General features: G+C 38.6%; 21 protein-coding genes. 5 read left to right on the plus strand and 16 right to left on the minus strand.

From position 1 onward, the window contains the following. Together MHB53_RS08140 and MHB53_RS08145 are read left to right on the plus strand one after the other, a co-directional pair. Positions 1 to 399 carry a spore germination protein GerPE gene (locus tag MHB53_RS08140; RefSeq protein WP_340917049.1) on the plus strand — a complete coding sequence of 133 codons (399 nt, stop codon included), beginning with the start codon at positions 1 to 3 and terminating at the stop codon, positions 397 to 399. A 6-nt stretch (positions 400 to 405) separates the two neighbouring features. Further along, entirely contained in the window at positions 406 to 624 is a 219-nt protein-coding gene (locus tag MHB53_RS08145; protein ID WP_340917052.1) for a spore germination protein, read from the plus strand. Positions 625 to 680: 56 nt separating this feature from the next. On the opposite strand, the gene addA is transcribed toward MHB53_RS08145, so the two are convergent. The 4 genes from addA to MHB53_RS08165 form a co-directional block, all read right to left on the minus strand. Next, positions 681 to 4,445: a helicase-exonuclease AddAB subunit AddA gene (gene addA, locus MHB53_RS08150; RefSeq protein ID WP_340917055.1), complete on the minus strand. Its 3,765-nt coding sequence runs from the start codon at positions 4,443 to 4,445 to the stop codon at positions 681 to 683. Continuing rightward, on the minus strand, positions 4,423 to 7,935 hold the full coding sequence (gene addB / locus MHB53_RS08155) for a helicase-exonuclease AddAB subunit AddB (RefSeq protein ID WP_340917057.1): 3,513 nt from the start codon (positions 7,933 to 7,935) through the stop codon (positions 4,423 to 4,425). Before addB ends, addA begins: the two co-directional genes overlap by 23 nt. 134 nt (positions 7,936 to 8,069) lie before the next feature. Further along, entirely contained in the window at positions 8,070 to 8,684 is a 615-nt protein-coding gene (locus tag MHB53_RS08160) for a TVP38/TMEM64 family protein (RefSeq protein ID WP_340917059.1), read from the minus strand. Positions 8,685 to 9,137: 453 nt separating this feature from the next. Continuing rightward, complete coding sequence (locus MHB53_RS08165; RefSeq protein WP_340917061.1) at positions 9,138 to 11,114, minus strand: S9 family peptidase; 1,977 nt, start codon at positions 11,112 to 11,114, stop codon at positions 9,138 to 9,140. Positions 11,115 to 11,450: 336 nt separating this feature from the next. Between MHB53_RS08165 and MHB53_RS08170 the strand changes: the two genes are divergently transcribed. Continuing rightward, a complete protein-coding gene (locus tag MHB53_RS08170; RefSeq protein ID WP_340917063.1) occupies positions 11,451 to 11,834 on the plus strand; it encodes a hypothetical protein in 384 nt (127 codons plus the stop codon). Between the two features lie 95 nt (positions 11,835 to 11,929). Here the strand turns inward: MHB53_RS08170 and MHB53_RS26300 are convergent, their stop codons facing one another. Further along, the gene (locus MHB53_RS26300; RefSeq protein WP_445661506.1) at positions 11,930 to 12,328 is read right to left on the minus strand and encodes a competence protein ComK; all 399 of its coding nucleotides are present in this window, start codon (positions 12,326 to 12,328) and stop codon (positions 11,930 to 11,932) included. Between the two features lie 158 nt (positions 12,329 to 12,486). Beyond that, the gene (locus MHB53_RS08175) at positions 12,487 to 12,894 is read right to left on the minus strand and encodes a hypothetical protein (protein ID WP_340917065.1); all 408 of its coding nucleotides are present in this window, start codon (positions 12,892 to 12,894) and stop codon (positions 12,487 to 12,489) included. 184 nt (positions 12,895 to 13,078) lie between these two features. Between MHB53_RS08175 and MHB53_RS08180 the strand changes: the two genes are divergently transcribed. Further along, the gene (locus tag MHB53_RS08180; protein WP_340917067.1) at positions 13,079 to 13,276 is read left to right on the plus strand and encodes a helix-turn-helix transcriptional regulator; all 198 of its coding nucleotides are present in this window, start codon (positions 13,079 to 13,081) and stop codon (positions 13,274 to 13,276) included. Between the two features lie 23 nt (positions 13,277 to 13,299). Here MHB53_RS08180 and MHB53_RS08185 read toward each other — a convergent pair whose 3' ends face one another. From MHB53_RS08185 to MHB53_RS08190, 3 genes are read right to left on the minus strand one after another with little or no spacing between them, the layout of a single operon-like run. Continuing rightward, positions 13,300 to 13,635, minus strand: coding sequence for a YolD-like family protein (locus tag MHB53_RS08185; protein ID WP_340917069.1), 336 nt, complete (start codon positions 13,633 to 13,635; stop codon positions 13,300 to 13,302). Between the two features lie 14 nt (positions 13,636 to 13,649). Then, positions 13,650 to 13,880 (minus strand): LexA family protein, encoded by a 231-nt coding sequence (locus tag MHB53_RS26305; protein ID WP_445661410.1) that lies wholly within the window; start codon positions 13,878 to 13,880, stop codon positions 13,650 to 13,652. Further along, positions 13,873 to 14,091 carry a WYL domain-containing protein gene (locus tag MHB53_RS08190; RefSeq protein ID WP_340917071.1) on the minus strand — a complete coding sequence of 73 codons (219 nt, stop codon included), beginning with the start codon at positions 14,089 to 14,091 and terminating at the stop codon, positions 13,873 to 13,875. Before MHB53_RS08190 ends, MHB53_RS26305 begins: the two co-directional genes overlap by 8 nt. Positions 14,092 to 14,200: 109 nt before the next feature. On the opposite strand from MHB53_RS08190, the gene MHB53_RS08195 reads away from it, so the two are divergent. Then, positions 14,201 to 14,566 carry a hypothetical protein gene (locus MHB53_RS08195; RefSeq protein WP_340917074.1) on the plus strand — a complete coding sequence of 122 codons (366 nt, stop codon included), beginning with the start codon at positions 14,201 to 14,203 and terminating at the stop codon, positions 14,564 to 14,566. Between the two features lie 214 nt (positions 14,567 to 14,780). Here MHB53_RS08195 and MHB53_RS08200 read toward each other — a convergent pair whose 3' ends face one another. From MHB53_RS08200 to MHB53_RS08230, 7 genes are read right to left on the minus strand one after another with little or no spacing between them, the layout of a single operon-like run. Further along, positions 14,781 to 15,902, minus strand: coding sequence for an N-acetylmuramoyl-L-alanine amidase (locus MHB53_RS08200; protein ID WP_340917076.1), 1,122 nt, complete (start codon positions 15,900 to 15,902; stop codon positions 14,781 to 14,783). 41 nt (positions 15,903 to 15,943) lie between these two features. Further along, positions 15,944 to 16,165, minus strand: coding sequence for a phage holin (locus tag MHB53_RS08205; RefSeq protein ID WP_340917078.1), 222 nt, complete (start codon positions 16,163 to 16,165; stop codon positions 15,944 to 15,946). 6 nt (positions 16,166 to 16,171) lie between these two features. Next, positions 16,172 to 16,450, minus strand: a complete 279-nt coding sequence (locus MHB53_RS08210; protein WP_340917080.1) for a hypothetical protein — start codon at positions 16,448 to 16,450, stop codon at positions 16,172 to 16,174. A 35-nt stretch (positions 16,451 to 16,485) separates the two neighbouring features. Further along, positions 16,486 to 16,710 carry a hypothetical protein gene (locus MHB53_RS08215; RefSeq protein WP_340917082.1) on the minus strand — a complete coding sequence of 75 codons (225 nt, stop codon included), beginning with the start codon at positions 16,708 to 16,710 and terminating at the stop codon, positions 16,486 to 16,488. Further along, positions 16,697 to 17,149, minus strand: a complete 453-nt coding sequence (locus tag MHB53_RS08220; protein ID WP_340917085.1) for a hypothetical protein — start codon at positions 17,147 to 17,149, stop codon at positions 16,697 to 16,699. The genes MHB53_RS08215 and MHB53_RS08220 overlap by 14 nt, the downstream gene beginning before the upstream one ends. 2 nt (positions 17,150 to 17,151) lie before the next feature. Further along, the gene (locus MHB53_RS08225) at positions 17,152 to 21,891 is read right to left on the minus strand and encodes a phage tail spike protein (RefSeq protein WP_340917087.1); all 4,740 of its coding nucleotides are present in this window, start codon (positions 21,889 to 21,891) and stop codon (positions 17,152 to 17,154) included. Positions 21,892 to 21,951: 60 nt separating this feature from the next. Further along, positions 21,952 to 22,212: a hypothetical protein gene (locus MHB53_RS08230; protein ID WP_340917089.1), complete on the minus strand. Its 261-nt coding sequence runs from the start codon at positions 22,210 to 22,212 to the stop codon at positions 21,952 to 21,954.

A 22,212-nucleotide genomic window follows, 5' to 3' on the forward strand; every position in this document is an offset into this window, starting at 1 on the left:
ATGTGTAAACGTAATTCTTTTATAAAAAATGTTGATATCAAAAGTATTGAGCTTGGTTCAGTAATGCAAGTAGGAGATTCTGTGCAGCTATCACCTATGAGTAATGTCATTGCAGTCAATAGAGAGGTTGAAGTTTTTTATGGTAATGAGGGGAATTTTCAGTTGATTCCGCTTTTTTCTGAACCAATTCCTATCCCAGTTGCTCCTTACACGCTTCCTACCATAAACAAATACAATGAGCTTCCAGATATTAGGATTGGCACAATTGCAATTAAAGGAATATCGGCATCAGCCATCCTTCATGTTGGCAATATAGAAAACGCCGTACTGGAATCAAGAATTTGGCACCAGCGACAGCTCACAAAGTCTAATGATCAAAACATTACCCGAAAGGAATGATATGTTATGCCTGCTATTGTTGGGCCTGTTCAATTTTTTAATGTTGGGGGTGGTGTAGTCCAGTTTGGTGATACAGCCGTTATTTCCCCAAAAAGCAACTCAAAGGGCACCACTGGATCTGGCTCTAATAGCACTGGAGGTTTCGTACTAGCAATCGGTGGAATTAGTGCCAACACGACGATCGATTCAAACTTGGTCGATCAACCAACGATTGGAAATAGTTAACAAATACAATAGAAGGTTCCTTTTAAAATAGTAAAAGGAACCTTCTGTTTATTAGATTATATTTCTAAAAAATCGCCGCTGTCAAAAAAGTACAAACATTTATGAACAACAGGCTTTTTCCAAATTTCTTCAATCGCCCGCTCATAAAAATTCAGCTGAACGCGATATCGATTAGCAAGTACTTTTTTTGCTTGTGGAAAACCGTCAGGATATTTTCCATGTATCACATCAGTTTTGTAATCAAGTAAGATCATTCCGTTTTCTTCTTCCATTACACAGTCGATAATTCCTTGAACAAGTACCTTCTCATCCAAGCCATCCCAATCCGCATAGATCTCATGTGCTGGGATCCCTATTGTAAAAGGGACTTCACGCGCTACTATCTTTGCCGCTAGCATTCTTTGACCAAGCTCACTTTGGAAGAACGCCAAAATTTGTTCGCTTGATACAACCTCTGCTTGTTCCGCCGTAATAATTTCTTTCATCGTTAATTCTTCTAATAATTGTTCTATCTCTAGTATTGTTGGTTCTTCTTTAAGTGGTATATGCTGCATAACTGTGTGCATCGCAGTACCACGTTCTGCGGGTGATAATGCTCTTTTCTCACGCATAAATTTCGGTCTATCATAAAGTGGTTTTGCAGAATGGCTAATGAGTTGAACTCCACTCGTATCATCTCGCATTTCTGCCATTCTTTTTAATTCAGAAACAGATTGCTTTGACATTCTACTTGTAGCGAGCGGATGTTTATACACCCAGCTGAGCCGTGAATAAACCTCTTCTTTATAACCGGAATCAGGTGAGATAGGCTCACCTGATTTTACTGCTGCTAACCAATCATTGTCTTCATATTCCGTTTTCTCAATCTCAATCTCTAAATCAGACCGTGGAATAATCTGTATATCCCAATGCGAAGGATGTTCGACGATGTTCGATAATACTGATGTAGACATCTCCCCATCAATAAATTTCCCACTACGATGTCGCGCGAGCGCCATACCAAGCCAATCTAAATAGGAACCGGCTTTAGCTCGGTCATAATCGGTTAATAGCCAATCTGTCTGCTTAGTGGCCTTTTCCCATTTACTTTGTTCCTTTACGACGTTTTTTACACTACCTATTAAAATAAGCTTTTCTTTTGCTCTTGTCATAGCTACATATAGTACACGCATTTCTTCTGCAAGCAATTCCATTTTTTGCTTTCGCTTAAAAGCGAGCTGTGGGAGTGACGGATAAGAGATGCGTTTTTCAGCATTCACATACTTACTAGCAAATCCGTAATCTTTATCAAATAGATAGCTACTGTTTATGTCCATCATATTGAATTTCCTTGCAATTCCTGCAACGAATACAACAGGAAACTCCAATCCCTTACTAGAATGGATTGTCATAATCCTTACTACATCTTCCTGTTCTCCAAGCGCACGCGCAGAACCCAAGTCATTGCCACGTTCTCTCATCCTCTCAATAAATCTAAGAAAGCGAAACAAGCCGCGAAACGACGTTTCTTCATATTGACGGGCCCTATCATAAAGTGCCCTTAAGTTTGCCTGTCTCTGCTTCCCTCCCGGAAGTCCTCCAACAAATTCATAAAAACCAGTATTGCGGTAAAGCTGCCAAATTAGTTCCGATAATGCACCGCTACGCGCCATACTTCTCCAATCGCGTAGACTAGTGAATAAGGAACTTACCCGCTCACGTGCATGCTCGTAGTTTCTCTCTACGGACGATCCAATGAAACACTTGACCGCTTCATAAAAACCACCTTTACGGGATTGTAGGCGAATATAAGCAAGATCCTCCTCCGTTAATCCGACAATAGGTGATCTCAAAACTGCTGCAAGTGGAATATCTTGATCTGGATTATCTATCATTTTTAACAATGACATCATTATGGCAACTTCTGTTGCATCAAAATAGCCGGTTGTTAAATTGGCATAGACAGGGATGCCGGCATTCTTTAATTCTTCCATAATATCCGGCGTCCAAGTCATCGAACGAACTAAAATTACAATATCCTGATAGCGAACTGGACGTTCGGTTCCTGTTTTCATATCGAGAATTGGCTTTTGGTGATCAATCATTTCTCTGATCCTTTTTGCCAAAAAACGCGCCTCCAATTTCGATTGTTCAAGTTCCGTACGGTCAAATACACCAGCTACATCTTCTTCCATTCCTACTGGTGTATCGCTTGACTCATCGGATTGATCAATAATCGCGACTTCAACAGGAAATGTATTGGCATCAGGATATCCTGACCCTTTAACAAGTTCAGCGTCTTTGTTATACTCAATTTCTCCGACTGTTGTACCCATTATTTGTTTAAAAGTATAATTGACCGCATCTAGTACCTCGGTTCTACTACGAAAATTGCGGGATAAATCAATCTTCAAACCTGTATCTTCACCATTTGATGTAAATCGCAAATACTTACTAAGAAATAAATTCGGCTCGGCAAGGCGGAATCGATAAATAGATTGTTTAACGTCACCAACCATGAATAAATTGCCGTCATATTCTCCATCCAATGAAACAAGTCGAAGTATTGTTTCCTGCACCATATTGGTGTCCTGATATTCATCAACAAGTATTTCCTTGAATTGGTTTCGATAATTAAGTGCTATTTCCGAAGGGATAAGTTCTAATGGCTCAGCCTCTTTTGTAACAAGTACTTCAAGACAAAGATGCTCCAAATCCGAAAAATCCACCAGCCCTTTTTCTGCCTTTTTCAGGGCAAATTTATCGGTAAATACTTTTACAATTTCAGTTAAACTTAAAATAATCGGCTTCATTTCTTGCATATCCTTTAGAAAGCTTTCTGCCGATCGAGAAAATAGTTCTTTGGACAATTTTTCGAGCATGCTTTTCGCTGCTTTTCGAAAATCATCGGCCTCTTTAACAAGATTCTTATCATATTCGTCGCCTCTGCAAGCTTTCGCTCTCCCAAAACTCCAACCACCATTGATCAAGTAATATAGTTCATTCCATCCTTTTACCCCTGCCTCTTCCATTCGCTCAATCACTTGAAGGTCAGCTATATAATTTTCAGCTCGCGGCGCGGGACCACCTGGAAGTTTCGTAATAGCCAATGCTTCTTCCAATAAATCTTTAGCACCTGAAATTTGAAGATCAACATCAAACTTCAACGCCTCCATGAATGGTAAGCTTTCTATTTCCGTTGATTCTGTCACGTCATACATCGTAACCAGTTGTTCAAGCCACAAATAAGGATTAGGATGTGAACGAGAAAAATCAAATAATTTTAAAATAAGGCCCTGTAATGCATCATCATTTCGATCATTAGTAAATGTATCGACTAGCTGGAAAAAAGATTCATTATCTTCTTTTCCATACTCTTCTTCAAATAAATCATCGAGTACTTCATCACGCAGAAGATCCGCTTCCGTTTGATCAGCTATGCGAAAACCTGGATCGATATCAACCATATAATAATGCTTTTTCACAACTTCCAGGCAAAAAGAATGCAGGGTCGAAATGGATGCACTATTCAATAGGCTTAGCTGTCTGCGTAAATGGGTGGAAGTCGGTTCCACATCAATTGCTTTTTGAAGCGCCTCACCAATCCGATGGCGCATCTCTGCGGCAGAGGCATTAGTAAAAGTGACAACAAGCAACTGGTCAACATCTAGTGAATCCTGTTCAGACAAGACTTTTTGAATGATACGCTCCACAAGAACGGCTGTTTTCCCTGAGCCAGCGGCGGCTGCAACTAAAATATCTTGGTCTTTCGCTATGATCGCTTTCCACTGATCATCTGTCCAATTCACATGATCTGGTTTATTCGGAATAACTGTTTTCATCATTTTCCTCCTCTCTCATTTTTGCTAATGCTTCAGATGATTTTTGCGGATGAATGATTCGGAACTTATTATTCTCTAATGACTGGTCGAATTGACAAATAGAACGATACGAACAAAACTGACATGGTGTCCGGTCTTGTAGTTTGTATGGATCAATACCTACATCCCCTGAAACGATTCTGTTACCTGAGTCCTCATATAGTTTCCGTACATAACGCTTTATTATATTAAAATCTTCTGGACTAGCCGCCTCTTCTTTAGATCTAGAAGATAACCTGCCATCTTTGTTAATACTAGCGCTAATAATATCGGAGCTTCCCGTTTCTAAGGACGTATCCATTAGTCTCATTAAGTCGGGATCACCTACAAGTAATCCTTTCATTTTAAATTTCTTCAAAATTTCTTTTTCAATATCGTCAAGTGTTAATATTTTATTGCTATCAATGATTGGATTATGCAAATGGAAATATAGTACACCTGCTGGTGAAGCTTTTACCCCAATCAATGCTGCTGAATGTGTGATGATAATGTCTAAATATGTGAGCATTTGCAAGGCCAATCCATGGTATACTTCATTCAAATCAAGGCCTCTAGAACTAGACTTATAATCAATTACTCGCAAATATACGCCGTTTTCATCTTCTGCTTTATCTACCCTATCTATCCTGCCTTGTAGTTGCATTTTTGCACCATTTTTCAACGTAAAAGTAAATGGTGGCAATTCTTTATTTGGGCCAAAAGCAAGTTCAATTCCAACTGGTGCAAACCCACTTGATTTGGCATGGCTACTTAACACATATGAAGCTCTTCCAATAACCTGCTCTAACTTTCTTTTAATATAAAAATAACGATTAGAGCTTAATAGAATTTGATTTTGCAGTTTTGGTGCAAGATATGCGACAGCTTCCTGTGCCAACCAATCACATTGCTCCTTTGTCAAATTAGCCCATGATAAATTTCTATTATTCACTTCGTCTGCAATCCATTTCAATGCTCCATGAAATAAATCCCCAATATGTGGCGCTTCAAGCCGAAATATTTCACGTTCGCGAAGCTTTAAACCGTGAGAAATAAAATGGGAAAAAGAACACCCCTGAAATAGTTCCATCCTTGACACACTCGCCACGATCTCATTTCCATATAATTCTTCACTCGTTTGTTCAGTAAGCTCCTGCGTTTCGTTTTGAAAAAATAAACTAGAAAGAATTCGCTGTGTTTTTATTCTCCATTTAGGTGATTCCATGTAAAAATTGTACACATCCCACCAAAAATCAGCTATCGGGTAATTTCTTTTTCTCAACTGCATTTGGGTTGTTAAATAGGCAATCGCCGTGTTGGGATGTGAGATATAATCAAGTTGTTTCGCCTCGATAAGCTCTCCAGGTTCATTCTCATTTGTATTTTCCGATATTTTTGGAAACATACCTCTAATTCTCTTTAAATAAGGAGATTCAAGAAGCGCCTTACCTTCGTCATTTGCGATTGGCCAAGAAAAATACAACCTCTCAGCAGCTACCGTCATCGCTCTATAAGCAATAAATTCTTCATCAAGTAATCTCTTCTTTCCACCTGGAGCGATTTCGAGACCGCCTGTAATTAATTTGGAACGATCTTCATCAGAAAAAACTCCATCATTCCCTTGTTTCATTGGAATAACACCATCATTTAATCCAATAACAAAAGCTGCTTTAACATGAGAGAGTCGTGATAATTCCAAATCAGCAATGAATACTTGATCAATAGCAGGTGGAATCAAGGAAAACTTCATGGCTTCCAGCCCAGAATCGAGAATCGTAATAAACTTTTGCACAGTGATTTGTTCATCACCAAGAATTTCTACAAATTGATCCAATAGTTCTATCACTGCATTCCATGCTTGGTCATGTTGACGAGAAATAACTAGCTGCCCTTTCTCTTCAGCGACATTGCTCCGTTCTTCTAATTTCCGTGGAATATCAAGCTCCTCGAGCAAAAGATAGATGGCCTCGCAAAACTCCCGACCTGTTTGTGCTTTTTTCAAGCGTTTAGACAACTTTAACAATGGCGTTGCAATGATATTTCTCGCTTTATTAATATCTCCCTCTATCTCTCTTTCAACATTGGTTTGCACAGTACTAGTTAGTTCTAGCCCTTGATATCGACGATAGGTCCATGTTTGTGTGTCTGTCCATTTTTTTCCTTTTACACCATGTGCCAAAACATAGTTTTCGAGCCTGTCCATTTGTTCCCGCAAATGTTCTGGATTCGTTTCTGTAGGGAAGAGAAGATCTGTTTTCACCGCGCGAAAAACTGGTTCATACCTCCAATTACTGCTGATCGTTTCGAGAGAAGAGCGAACGAGTTCAATTAGTGGGTGATTAAGCATCGATTGTTTTTGATCGATAAAATACGGAATATCATAATCAAGAAAAACCGTTTCAAGTGTTTCCTGATAGTCCTCTCCATTTCTCATTAATACTGCTATATCTTGATATCTGTACCCATATTCCTTAACGAGCCGGCGAATTTCTCGCGCGGTACCTTCCATTTCAGCACGTCGGTTTGCTGCCTTTTGAATTGCAATCACCGGTTGATCATCAAATACTTTAAGCGGGCGCCTATCAAAGTATCCCTCAAGATGCCGTAAGCTTTTATTTTTAAACCGTGATGCGGTTGCTAAGAACCGATCATCCTCAATCGTTATACCGCTTTGCCGAGCTATTTCATATAGAGTGGAATACGTTTCTCCTGTCAGGCGAAATAAATGTAAATCATCAGGCATCGCACCATGTTTAAAAGGACGATCAAGTACGAGTGCGATCGAAACTCGTCTACACTTTTTCATCAACTGTTCAATCACCATATACTCCTGTGGCGCAAAGCTATGATATCCGTCGATATATATTTCAGCGTTTTGTAAGTAGTCGGATATCTCAATTGACTCCGCTAATAGTTTTAAATAATCATTTGAATCGATATATTTATCAAAAAGTGCCTCTTCAAATTTATGATAAATCAGCCCTAAATCATGTAATTTATCAGCAAGCGCCCGAGTTGAAACAGCAAACGTGAGCTCTTTTCGTTTAAGAATAAGATCTTCAGGTTCAATACAATAATGCTTAAATTCTGTTAGCATCGCCTCTACTTGCTGGATAAAACCTGATTTATCCGCAGCCTTTTTAAAGAGCTTGAGATCTTCTTTATTCTCTTCAATAATTTTCCTAATAAGCATACTAAGTCCTGTACTTGACACATGTGTCCGACTCATTCCGCCTGTCTCCTGCAAAATCCGCCAAGCAAGACGAGTAAAGCTATATACCTGTGTACGGATCGTCCCGTTTATCCCCGGTGTGTTGATCAACTGATATTCAGATAAAAACGTCATTTGCTCAGGTACAATATATAAAACTGGTGGACCTTGTGGCTTTTCCAGTAATCTATCTTTTATTTCATTCATTAACATTGTTGTTTTTCCAGAGCCAGATCGACCGATCACGAAGCGTAATGACATCTTTTCACTCCTTTATTTTAACGATTTAATAAGTTATTTGCTTTATAATATTATAACATAAAATAAACATGATACGAACACATATTCCTATAAAAACAAAAAAGTTGCATTGAGTAAGTAGCAACTTTTTTATATCATCCCTGCTTTTGTTTTTGCGCTTTTTCCTTCAATTTGCTTTCAATATGTTTTCCAACATACCAAAGTATCGCAATAATTCCAAGAGCAATTCCTGTCCTTATTGGTTGTTTTATTAATGAAACCACATCATATCCTATAAAACTCATAATGAAAATCATTACGGCTTTCCCTGCCAAAACAGCGAGCATATATTGATAGATGCTGATCCGCGAAATTCCGGCCACAATATTAACAATTGCTGAAGGTGTAAATGGAAAACATAGCAAAAGAAATAAAGGCCCAAATCCGTGTTTTTCCACCCATGTCATTAAACTTTGTACCTTTTCCTTCCTTTGTAAAAATCGAAAAAAGCGGGTATCACCATATCTTCGGACAAGTATAAACACAAACAAAGCACCGGTTGAAGCGCCAATCCATGAAAATAAGAACCCCCAGCCCAAACCGAATGCATTCGCACTCGCCATGACAAATAAAAACAGTGGTAAAAATGGTAGGAAGGCTTCTAACATCGGTAATAAAATGCTCGGTAGTGGGCCGAATGAACGGTATTTTTCGATCAGTTCCATTACATTTTCAATTGTAAACCATTCTCTAAGTGAATAAAAATCCATGCGCATTCCTCAATTCAGCGTAGATAAAGTCAAAATTTCTTAAATTATATCATATCTAGTTATGGATAAGCTTTATCCTAATAATACCCTTTTCCTAACAACCTCAACCCTTCAATTATAATATCTAGACGTCTTCCTTTTCTGCCTAAGTAATTCCATACAATCCCTGAAAGTTTTAGACCAGACTTCTGCAAAACACCCATCCTTGATCATTATGATAGCGTTGGGTTCTAGTTGGGTTCTATCCAAATACTTTAGCCTTACTGGACCAGGTGCGCCATTACTGGTAAACAAACCGAAAACACACTAGACATGTTTCACGGATTCAGAGCTCGAATGAGTCAAGAACAGTATTACATTGCAGTTCTTCTACAATCAATGATAACGGTATATTTTCCGTCTGTTTTTTTGCAGTACAGAAAAAATGCAACTGATATCAGCTGCATTTTTTTGTTATACATATGTCAAAAACCAATCTCTTATATAATCGAGGCGATTGATTCGTAATGTTGGTTTGCCACTTCTCGACAATTCGTGATTAGACTCTGGGAAACGAACAAATTTCGTTTCTTTTTTATGATGTTTTAATGCGATAAATAACTGTTCAGCTTGTTCGATGGGACAACGAAAGTCTTTTTCCCCGTGCAAGATTAGTAATGGTGTTTCAATATTGCCCACATATTTAAGTGGTGAGTGACTCCATAACTTCTCGATATCGCTCAAATCGGCATGTATTTGCCAGTCGGTGAAATAGTAACCAATATCACTAACTCCACGGAAACTTATCCAGTTGGAAATCGAGCGTTGAGTGACTGCCGCTTTAAAGCGTTTCGTATGACCGATTATCCAATTTGTCATAAATCCACCATAACTTCCGCCAGTCACTCCAAGTCGATCTCGGTCGATAAATACGAATTCCTCCAGTACATAATCAACAGCAGCCATCAAGTCGCGATAATCATTGCCGCCATAGTCACCACGTACCGCATCTACGAAGGTCTGACTGTAGCCGTGACTCCCTCTTGGATTGACATAAAGAACTGCGAACCCTTCCGCTGCAAGAATTTGGAACTCGTTGAAATATGTGTTAGCAAACATCGCATGCGGTCCACCGTGAATTTCTAATATGAGAGGGTACTTTTTACCTTCTTCAAATCCAATTGGCTTCATGATCCAGCCCGAAATACCCCAGCCATCCGCCCCTTCAAATTGAATTGCTTCCGGGACAGATAGCTCTTTTATTTTCAATAACTTTTCATTCACTTTGGTTAGGCGTTGCTTTTCCCCAGTCGATAAAGTTACGAAATAAAGATCACCTGGCTCAATAGGATTACTTATGCAAACAACCGCCTTATCATTTTTCGGATCAAGCGAGAAGCCATATATGTACTGATTATCATTGATCGCTGGATACAATTCACCAGATAAATTACCGAAGTAAATGGACGTATTTCCTTGGTCTGTTACCTGGAAGTAAAAACTTCGACTATCCTCCAACCATTGTACTTTCGGTGTTGTAACTCCTTGTAAAAAATCACCAACAACAAAGTCGCCAACAGGCGCATCGAAATCACTTGTCATACAAGTACGAATATCTTTCTCCAAATCATAGACAAAGAGCTTTGCATGTGTCGCGTTCTCATATTCTTTCTCGCTTCCTACAAACGCAAGATAACGACTATTTGGCGCCCAAGATGTTTGATAGAACATCCCTGTGCTATCTGTCAACTTGCAAGTTTGCTTTGTTTTCACTTCATGCAAGTAAATGTCGCTTACGAATGAAAAGTCTGTATCCTGTGATAGATCAGCAGTATATGCGATATATCTTCCATCAGGCGACCATGAATCAAGTTGGTGGTGATGTTCCCCTACAGTTATTTGCTCAAATACTTCTGTTTCTAAATTCACAATCGCAATCTGCAAAAATTTATCCATATCCACAAATCCAGCTGCATCTGATTTATGCTTCATTTTATCAATAACAATTGGTTTTAGTTCGTTAGCTTCTTTTTTAGTTTCAACATCATCAATCGTTTCACCTTTTCCAACTTCTACTGAAAAAGCAAGTTTTCTTCCGCATGGTGACCAAACTGGCATGGAGACGCCATTTTTACACTTTGTAACTTGCCTCGCTTCTCCGCCGCCTTTTTGCAAAACGTAAATTTGCGGCTTACCAACCCTAGTAGAAATAAACGCGAGCATGCTTCCGTCTGGTGACCAGACAGGTGAACTTGTTTTGTGATTACCAAATGTCCATTGCACGGGAGTCTTTTCCTGTATGTTTATGTAAAATAAATTAGAGATATAATCATTTTCCCCTTTATTAATATGGGTCTGAATATAGACTGCTTCCGTCCCGTCCGGAGACAACCGCGGATCTACGACAGACCTTAGCTCATATAAATCCTCTGGTCTAATTCCGTTTTTCACTATAACACTCACCCTTCACAGTATCATTTTCTTCATCTTCTAAAACCTATTTCGACACCCGCAGTATTTTTCCTTCTCCGTATGTGAAAATTACATTTGATTAAGGTTATCATTAACATTTTAAGTATATATTGTGTTCATTATAGCCAGTATATAAGTGTCTCGAGATCACAGTCAATCTAATACAGGTGGATGTGAACCTGGCGTGATTGCATTTATCGGGCTATTCCATGTAATTCGCTTTTTTATTGTCAATATTTACTTCTTGCTATTTTGATTTCTTCTTAGTAAAATATTTTAGAACACACGTTCCTTTTTTACGAAGGAGGACTATAAATGACGAGAATTCCTACACATGACCGTGATTTGATTGAACAAGCTATTTATTTACCGATGCTTCTTACCGTATTAAATCGGGATTTGATTGTAGTAGAGAAAAGCCCCTTTAAATTTAGAATGCCTTATGTTCAGCTAATTGAATCAACGATGAGGCTTATCCGAAAAGAACTCGCGGAAGTTAAACAATACTTATACAAAAATAATATTAAAGTCGAACGCCTGAAATCCGATGACGCCTTCACCATGTATGTATTTTTATACAAAGGCTATGAGGAACATCATAATTATTTTAATCCAAGGCTTAAAAACAGAGTGGAGGAATTGCTACCATATTATTTCCTAAAACAGTTTAAACAAGGACAGAAGGAAAAGGAAGCGTGAATTACGCTTCCTTAGACTGTCGGGAAGGTCCCTCTTTATTTTGCCACGATACTTTTACTGGATATCGACAAGCTGAAAGTGTGAAACCCACTTTCTTATTCTTCTGTGTAATCTTTCTTCTTCTTTTCAGTTGCCATGAAATATAACTTTTTCGATGCAGATTCTGCAACAATCTCCATCCTCTTAACATTATTACTGTATTGAATACGTAACCTAGCCGTTCGGCTTACCTGGTTTCCAAATGATGCCAAAGACATGGGAATTTCATGCGTTTGATTATTACGAAAAGTAACAAGGGTTGTGTATGGATCCTTTTTTTTATAAGAAATAATGTGATCAGAAGCAACCCACATGCAATGAGGCTTTAACGGCGATGATGTTGGAAATAAATAAATTGGTGTGTGGGGATCAACGATGATAGGTGCTTTTATAGTTACATTAGTTAGTTCCTTAGTACCGTCTCTTCTCCCTTCATGAGTAATGGGAGTACAAATTTAAAAAGAGGTTTAATATGAGGGGATATCACAGTATTTTCAACATGGCAAAGATAATACTACAAATAGCTATCAGGTAAAACTTATCTTTCCAAGACGTCTTTGTCTGAACTAAATAAGTGCCATAGCTTCCTTTCACTTTTACCAATCGAATCTCTCTAACTGATTCGGATCTTAATTCCTCCTCCTGGCTGAATCTCCCTAATTCGTCTCTCGTTCTCTCGTTGACGTCTAAGTTCCTCCGAACTTTCTTTTTGCTGCTCTCTCCCAAGATCTCCGTTATCATTCTTATCTTTTCTTCCTTTGACACTGACGTCACCCTCCTTCTCTTCCAATCTCGGGTTCTGGTCTCTCCACAGTTCCGCTTGATCTAAGCCCCATTTGGAGGAGGGGAGAGGGACGTCACCTCTTTTATTCTTCTCCATCAGCTTTAGAAATTCTGGTGAATGTGCTGCAGCGAAAAGAGCAGCGCGAATGATTTGATTCCGATCTAAATGTGTAGCGAAGAAAATAGCATCCACGTAATCCTTATACACGTCGTGGTACCTTACGGTTGGTCTATACATATATATAAATACCTCCATTTTTGATATGACGTCACCGTGGCGCCCTGTGGTGTCTCTCTGACGTCTTAATATATCTATATGGCATTGAGTGTAAATAATACCTGTTTAATTGTGCGCTTTATCAACTTTATATTATGAAAGGTTTTCCAAACAAGTTGTCGAATTATTAAACTAGGTGATGTAAATGGAACTGAAAAGTAATATTGGAAAATTATTAGACGAATCCCCCTTTAAACGCGAGTATATTATGAAGCGATTTGATAAGCATCGGAATACTGTTTCAAATTGGTGTACTGGTAAAAGCTACCCTTCTGTTCCCGAGATGTTCGAACTCGCGGAATTGCTAGGATGTAAAGTAGATGATTTATACACAAAAAAATAAACCCCTCTCGCATGAGGAGGGTTTTAATCCGTTACAAAGTCTACATTAGTTATGCTATCGTATTTAATCTTGTGTAAATCGTTCATCCTGTCCCTGATCCACACTGATTTATTGATTTCATCAACCCTTTCGATCCTGCCTTCTATCTCTTCGAAAAATCCATCAAACCAAAGTTTAAATGATAAAGGCATGTGAAACTCCATTGCAGTGTGAATCTTCTCGTCTATCTCCTCTAGCTGATATTCATCAAGCGAAGGCTTACCAGTTTTATAGTAGTCGTAATTCATTTCTTTTAACATGGCCACATGCTCAGGCAACATCAAACCCGCCCATTTCTTGTTTCCACGATCTCTTAACATAACGTGACCTTCCTTCAAATAAGGCTTTTGTTTATTGCAATAGACCTCGGCGAACCGGGGATATAGGAAACATATCCTTTCCTTTTTAGGTTATTTAAATGTGTAGATACTGAGGAAGTAGATTTTATTCCTGTTATTACTGATAACTCTCTGAAGGTTGGAGAGTGTCCATTATCTTCTATATAACCGATGATTGCATTAAACACATCTCTTTGTCTGTTTGTTATTTTTAGCAATTTATGCACCCCTTCTTAGTTGTTTTACAGGTCCGACAGATAAGATGTTTTCTAACTTAAACGTACGAAATTCTCTCTTGTTATGGCAATAAGCTTTGATTGTTAGATCATCGGCACTTAGTACCTTAATGATCCTTTGTGTAATAGTTCCTTTATTAGATATATAAATCATTTCAAGCATATCTTTATTAGCTGCAGCACGATTAAGTAATCCGTTCATGTCGAACCTCCCGAAACATTTGTTCTCATTATATTACGAACGTTCGTTCTTGTCAAAGGTAGATATTTCATTTAAAATAAAGGAATCATAATAATCAGGAGGAGTTTTCATGACTCGAATCCCAACAAAAGATAGGGATATCATTGAGCAAGCCATGTATTTACCTATGCTCTTAACTGTTTTGAATAGAGATTTAGAAGTCGTTGAGAAAAGCCCATTTAAAATTAAAGGTCCTTATCTCGCATTAATAGAATCTACAATGAAAGCCGTTCAAAAAGATCTTGCTTCAGTAAAGAGTTATTTGTATAAAAATAATATTAAAGTGGAACGTGTGAAATCAGATGATACGTTCACGATGTATATATTTTTATACAAGGGTTATGAAGAAGAACATAATTATTTTAATCCGAGATTGCGTAATCGAGTGGAAGAGTTGTTGAGGGAATATATGAATGGTGGACAAAACGAGAAATAAAAATGCCCCCTCAGTTATGAGGAGGTTATTGCAAATGTGGTCACGAAGGATTACATCTATTATTGCTTATACTATTTTTCTTATACCTATCTTGGCTGTTTTTATGAATAAAAAAAGCTCCTCAATTAAGAGGAGGCGTAAATGGGTACGAAGGTTATATGGTTACATTTATTAATACGCATAATATTTTTTCTTATGACTCTTTAATAGATGATTATACATCAGATGTTTTCACCCACGAATAAATCTCTTTAAGTAAAACTCTATCCGATTTAACCTGCTGGATCGTGTACGTCTTATTCTTAATAGATACAGGAATCCTTTGTCCTGTCGCATATTTTGATGCACTCGACTTTAACTTTACACGTTGGCCAACTTTAAAAGCCTTTGGCTTAGCTACTTGGCTCGTGCCACTTTGTAACTTATTTAAGAGTGTTTTATTTTGAGTAGCCGTCCCTGTATAATTTTTGATACCATATTGTGAAGCTAACTTTTTACGGTTAGCAAAACCGGAATTCATGCCTTTACTGTTCATGTAGTCAACGATACTACCTGTTTTGACAACCACAGGGTTTGTAACTGGTTTATCCACTGGCTTATTGACAACACCCCCGCCTTTCAGTATATTCAACAACTCAGTATTTTGATCCGCAGATCCACTGTAGTTCTCAATGTCGTACTTTTTAGCAAGTTTTGCACGATTAGCATAGTTTGAATCCATCTTATTATTATTCATCCAATCTACGATGCTGTGACCTTTATTTGGTGTGGACGGCTTACCTGCTGATGGTTTATTTTGCACTGGACCAGTTTCGGTCTTAGGTGGCGTAACGCCTACAGGCTTATTCTCTACCGGCTGCTTTAGTTCAATTAATTTCATAAATCCTAGCCAGTTAATCCCCTTCGATCCATTACGTAAATTTGTAGGACAATTTTTTCCGCTCCATCGATTGTGCTGAACCACATTAGTAAGTGGTATATTATGTTTTTTCATTAAGTGTTTAACTAATTCAGCTGCATTTGCAACAGCCTTTTTAAAGTCGCTATCTGGATTAACACAAATCTCAATGCCAATGGATTCCATATTACCTTTGCCGCCACCATCTCCTGCATGCCAGCACCGTACGCTATCTGGATAGGATTGTATAATTTCTTTATCATCCACTTGGTATTGCCAAGAAGCCGAATAGCCATTTGATTGTAAATTAGCGTGTGTTTGAGCACCAGCGCCCTTATCTTCGTTTCCTGTCTCATGAATCGTGATGAAATTGCAGGGGTTTCCTCCGCCTGACGTGATTGTCCGACTTGATACTAATTGCTTTTTGATTGCTACCATTATTTATCCTCCTCAAAATTTAAAATAAAAAAGAGCAAAGCTTATTTAAGCCCTGCTCGTTCCAATTGTGCTTTTTGTTTTTCACCTTTTCGGCTGATGTAGTTATTTTTCCACGCTGCGTAAATCATGATTGCTCCTGATACTACCGCCACTAAGTCATTTGTCAATTCATCTGAAATAGTTTGATAGCCCAGTAGATTTAACACTGAGTTAATCACCGCCACAATCAACACTATAAATCTTGCAATACTCATTTTATCCATTACCAATCATTCCTTTCCAGTCATAGAATCTATTCTTTTATGTGCTGATTTTGCGCTCTCATCTACACGGATAATTTGCTCCGACAATTTTTCGAAACGCTTATCGTTAACTTTCATATCGACTCTAATTGACTCGACACCAGAGCCAATGTGATCGAGTTTTGTATTAGTTATCGCGGTCGCTGCTGCATCATTTTTGACATCTTTATCCCGATTACGCATAAAGCTGATATAACTGATTAAAAAACCTACTAGCGCGCCAATAACGCCAACTTCTATCTGCATACTTGCACCTCCTATTTAGATAAAACAAAAAGCCCTCACTCAGTAGGGCTTTCTACATTGCCATCCATGATTTCATCAATGACTTTATTCTTTACTGCTGTTTCCATTTTCTCTGATTGTAAAAATGGTTTAAATTCCTCTGCTGTTAATGTGATAGGACCGTTAAAATTAATGCTGCCAATCTTACCCGTGAAATAAATCGTTAAGCCTGTCATAACTCCGTTTTCGTATTTAGGTGTCATTTGATTAGTTTGCATCATTTTTACCCTCTCCTTCGTTAGTTTCTTCTTCATTATCGATATCGAATTGATCTGCAAGATAATCGTAAATCTCACTAGATTCACCCTCGTACTCTATATCCTCGAGCTTTTTGAGCACTACCTTAATCGTACGGATCATCTCACGATTATCGCCCCCTTCAATGACTAATTTTTCTTGATTAAGCTCTTTTAGATCATTAGAAAAAGCAACCATGTCTTTGACGTCATATTGACCGTCATTTATGATTGCTTCACCGTTTCCATCTTTATGAGAATGATCTTTGAGAAGTTCTTTTCGATCTTCCTCTACTACCGTTAGTCGATCATTTAACTTTTCAATAAGATACCTTCTAAATCTTGATTGCTTCCTCACCAGTTTAACATCGTACATAAAGTTAATTGCTGCTGCTAATTTACCGTTTTCGATTTCTATTTTCATTATTAAGCCACTCCTTCTAATTGTTGTACTTTGTGTTCGAGTTCTTTTCTTTTCCCGATTTCTTGATCTAATCGTTGTTCTAAAAACTGGATTTTTAAATCATGAATGCTGACCTTTTTATCAATGTTATATACTTTTGTATCCACCTCTTGAAGCGCCCGCGTGTTAAGACTCGTCACCTTGTACAAATTAACAGACGATAGATCAGACGTAGCAATCTCTCTATTGTGCTCTGCAATAAATCCGACTTGTCGATTGTCATAAACCCCATTAGCTAAATCGTCTTTCAAATCGTACTCAACAATATGCAGACGATTTATGACTGCGAGCGCACTCTCTTTCAAATCTTCAATATTTGTTTTGTACTGGATTGAAGACGATGTTCTAAATTCAATGGCTTTAATTGGTCTGTAAATAACAGTGTTTCCATTATTGTAGCCTGCGCCATTTGTTACTCGTACTTCGTCATCGACACCCAAATAAAGCGCGCTAGATGATGATCGCACACCATCAGCAATAAATGGATTGTTACCGTAAAGTAAAGTACCACCACCAGAGCCATTGAAATAAACGTCCTGACTACCATCACGTTTAGTTATACGATTTGCCCGGACGATACCGGCATCAAGCGTTGCATTACCTCCACGAGCACCATTTCCATCTGTTACTGCAACGGTCATATTGGATTCAGCTTTACTAAATCTAAGACCTGCACCATATCCACCAACATCGGATCCGTAAAAAAGAATACCATCTGTTGCTGCTGAATTGCTTTCATCAACCACTGTCATAGCAAATGTGTTATTACCGGGTCTCAAATCTTTATAAGGCCTGAAATAAAGAGCTGCTTGTCTACTTTCGATGTTCGCGCTTGTGTAAGCATCGACAAAAACCCGATTTTTGAACGATTTAATTCCTGCAATACCGAGTTGACTGGCAAGCGTTATTCCGTGTGTAGTTGATTCGAATTCCTCTGAAAAGAATTCAAGCATTCCCGAACTTGTCCCATCCCCGTATCCATCAGCAAATGTTGATAGTCCAAAAGGTGTCATAAAGATGGAACGTGAGTCCGTCCAGTTGGCGACTCGAAAGTTACCATTAGCAAGATATAAGCTAGCATCAATCGTTTTAGATTTGTTATGCCAACGCATGTTGTACCGACCCCGTGATTCAAGGCGTGATCCATCGATTAACATATAGTCGATACTTGAGCCGCCACGTATGGTGATCTTGCTAGTATCCATTTCCCCAGCCTTTAATTTAGACACTGAGATATTAGCGATCTTGGCATCGTCTACAGCAAGGTTTCCGATCTTCCCATTCACCACGGATAAATTCTGCATTTGCGCTGTACCTACCGATAGTAAACCTAGTTTTGCATTGGTGACGGAAAGATTCGCCATGGCTGCCGTTCCAATTACCGCATCATCAATAAGAGTCTGACCTGTCAGGTGTATCTGTTTACCATCGATTCGGACACCCTCAGTGGATAGGTTTATACTAGCCAAGATTCGGTTGTTGCTTACTTGATCTTCGGGAGCAGGCGACCAATCAGTTGCTTTAGTACCCTTTTCAAGTTTGTAATTAGATAGCCTAATAGAATTGCCTGCTGTTTGACCACTTCTTCCAGCGTATACCAGTAGGTTGTAATTAGCTCTGCTATCTGTTTTAAACGTGGTCACTATTTTTCCGTTAATAATCTCTGGATGATTACTATTGGGCATGCTTGTCCCAGACACTAAATACGGGTAAACTGTTACTTCAGTCACGTTTCCTGCTAGCACCTCTACATTAGAACTAAATGTATAGGTTGCGTTTTTTTCTAACCCTCGGTAAATAATGTAATAATTGCTATTATTGACCGTGGCTGCAAGCGTATATGGTGTAGCACTTCCTGATATTAAATTCGTTCCACCGATTTCTAACGCATTAATTCCATTTGTCACCCGCAAATCTATCTCGTTCGGCAATACATTAATCCTTGATTCAGCACTATCCATCCGACCAGCAATACTATCAACACTTGTCTGTGATGCTTTTAGCTCAACTTGTCCTGCTAGAGTCGAGATGCTTCCCTCTGCTGATGTGAATCGTGCGTCTGTATCTTCGGGAGCAGGCGACCAACTAGTAACTATATTCCCTTCTTCAAGCTGTACATTGTCTATAGAACCAGTTCCATTTCTGCGGTAGTTTATTCTGAAATTTGATCTAACTGTTCCCATTGGTGTTTTAAATGTAATATGGCTTCTCCTGTAAATGTAGGGCTGTACTTTTTCTACGTTCAAATCTATATACCCTATTTGTACACCTGATGAATTAAAATGTGTTATTCTAGCAAAGAAACCAAGATCGTTAACTGAATCGCCTAGTGAGTTATACCAGAAAGAAAACGTGTAAGTTGCATTTTCCTTTATATTATCTACTGCCTGCCATAATCCAGGGAAATTATTCGTTGTACCCCCACTTTGTGATATAGAAACAGCCTTCTTACCACTATTAACTCTACTGGTAATTGTGGTTACCGTAACTACATTTGATGTATGAGTCCATCCCTCTAAATCTTCTTCAAACGAGCCGTTTCTAAGTAGGTTTGTTCCACCAATTTTCAAATTATCAAAATCAGCACGAACCTCGGACACACGTATATCGACTTGATCTGCACGAACATCTAAACTAGCAACCTGACTTAACGCTGAGCTAACATCACCAGTCAAACCATTAACGGTTGCTTCAGTGTTAGATACTCTCCCAGAGATTCCGCTAATCGACACGTCCAACTGTCCCATTTTATTGTTGTAAACAGTGGTATCAATCTTTGAGCCAAGCTTAGTGTTAACGTCAGCCCGGGTATAGACTTCGCTTTTTTCAGCCTTTGCAGAAATTAATCCTGCATGCTGTTGTAAAGTCGTTTCCTGAGCACTTACCACACCATCTAGGTTTGTTAATTGTGTTATTGTCGTTAATAACTTACCCTCTATGTCATCAACTTCTTGATTAATAGATGTGATTGTACCTTCAATTCCTTTAGTTCGATCTAGCAAGCTACTAATTGACGCATTGACATCACCAATTTCACTATTAAGTTGGGATAGCAATCTATCTTCTGTAGCTGCTATTTCCTGCTGAGTGTACACAATCTCTTGCATTGGTCCTTCGTTAATTCTATCAATCGTGTTTTGGGTGAGTTTGTCGGCAATGTCTAATCCATCTTTAAAATGATCTGCGATAAGTTCTCCGAAAAGAATATCGTCTGACATTACTCTGTAAGTACTAGCTGATACCCGTTGACTAAACGAACTTGCAGTTCCACGAGTATTTACAGCTCTAAGATAGTAGTACCATGTTTGATCTGTGCCGACTGTGTGGACAAAAGTACTTACTCGACCTCGCCATAGTAAATGTTGACTATCCGGTACAAAGTCAGCTACCTGTGATCCATAGACTTCATAATGACTGATATAGACTTCCGAATCGTATTCCCAATAAAGTTGAATCGCACCCATTGCTGCATCTGTAACAATGTTAACCGGAATGCCTGGAACAATATCTGGAAAGCTTTCATCTGTGATTGGTTTCGTTGGTCTTGGTTTAGTGACTTCATTTTTCAAATCCTCGATGTCACGATAGATATCATCATCGCCTAAATTTAAAAACTGACCCATTTCAACGACCGCTGTACCCTCGATGTCTAGTAAGTCGTACTCGATAGCAATAACCCTAGTCTGTATTTCTATTGGTCTAGCAAATTGTCGATCAATAGCTACAGCGCCATCACCAAGGCTCACATCTTTGTCTAGCAAGTCAACGGACAGTTTGTAATTAACCACAGGCTCTTTGTTATCTTGGAGATTATTCCATGTTGCCCACAGTAATTCTTCTGGATCTTCGTAATCTTGATTGCTAAATTCAGAAAATCGATGTAAGAGTTGACCATCATGTTTACGACCATATTTAAGCAAAGCATCAGGATCTCCAACCCACTTTTGACCTTTCGGCTTATCGACCGGATCACCTTTAGCTTTACTCAATACAACATCCGCAAAATCGATATATCGAGTGTGACCACCACCCTCTGTTTCTAGCGATGCGCCCCAACCATACATAGCTGTTTTCGGATAACTTAATACAGTACGTTGGATTTCTTCGATATTATGGTCAATCTCGAATCTTGCACCATTATCAGCACCAAGTCGTTGCAACAGTAAGATTTTTCGAGTAGTGATTTTATTACCGGTAAACTCTACGACATCCTTAAATTCTCCTCCCCATACGCTGATGATCTTCCAGATGCTATCAACGCTCGATAGGCGGTAAAAGTTTGTGGATGCTAGTCCAAGACTAACTTCAACTTCACCAATATAACGTGTACCGGCTAAGGCATCATTTAAAGCTAGTTGCGCTTCCTTGTCGGTATAGCGTTTATCCAAGACGTAGTTCTCACTTAACTCATCCAGCCATGCAGGGAGACAAGTTGCCATCGTTTGTGGACCCTCGTTATTGTCGATATCATCAAGCTCTTTAATGACCATCTCACGAAAAAAGCCATCTTTATCTTTAAAGACGACTCGGTTTTCTTCTTTTACGTGTTTGGCTCGTTCCACATCAGCATCAACGGTAAATACAAAGGTCTCATCGGACACACTGTTCTTTTCGTCTCGAAAAGGTGCGCTAATAAGCCCTGTTGCTTCAGTTAATATCGTTAACAGTTCGTCATCTTGACTAAAGATATAAATCTCTGACATTGGTTTCCTCCTTTCTTGCAGGATTACCCCTCATTTTCAAATCAAGAACAGGTTCGATTTTTAATTTTCCTTGTATGTGCTAATACCAAAATCGCTATTGTAAACCGACTTAGCTATTCTTTTACCATCCATTACAACAGAAACGGACAGCTCCTTCTCTTCCAATTTTTCAAGGATGCTGTCCACTTTCTTTTCTATCTCGCTAATCTTATAGTTCGAATGCATCAAATCTGCTTTTGTATCAACTTTAGCTTTTAAAATTGCTAGTTCTCCTGTTAATTGACTTACTGCCACTTCCAAACTACTAATTTTCCCTTCCAT

This window comes from Bacillus sp. FSL K6-3431 (assembly GCF_038002605.1).
GTDB lineage: Bacteria > Bacillota > Bacilli > Bacillales > Bacillaceae_C > Lederbergia.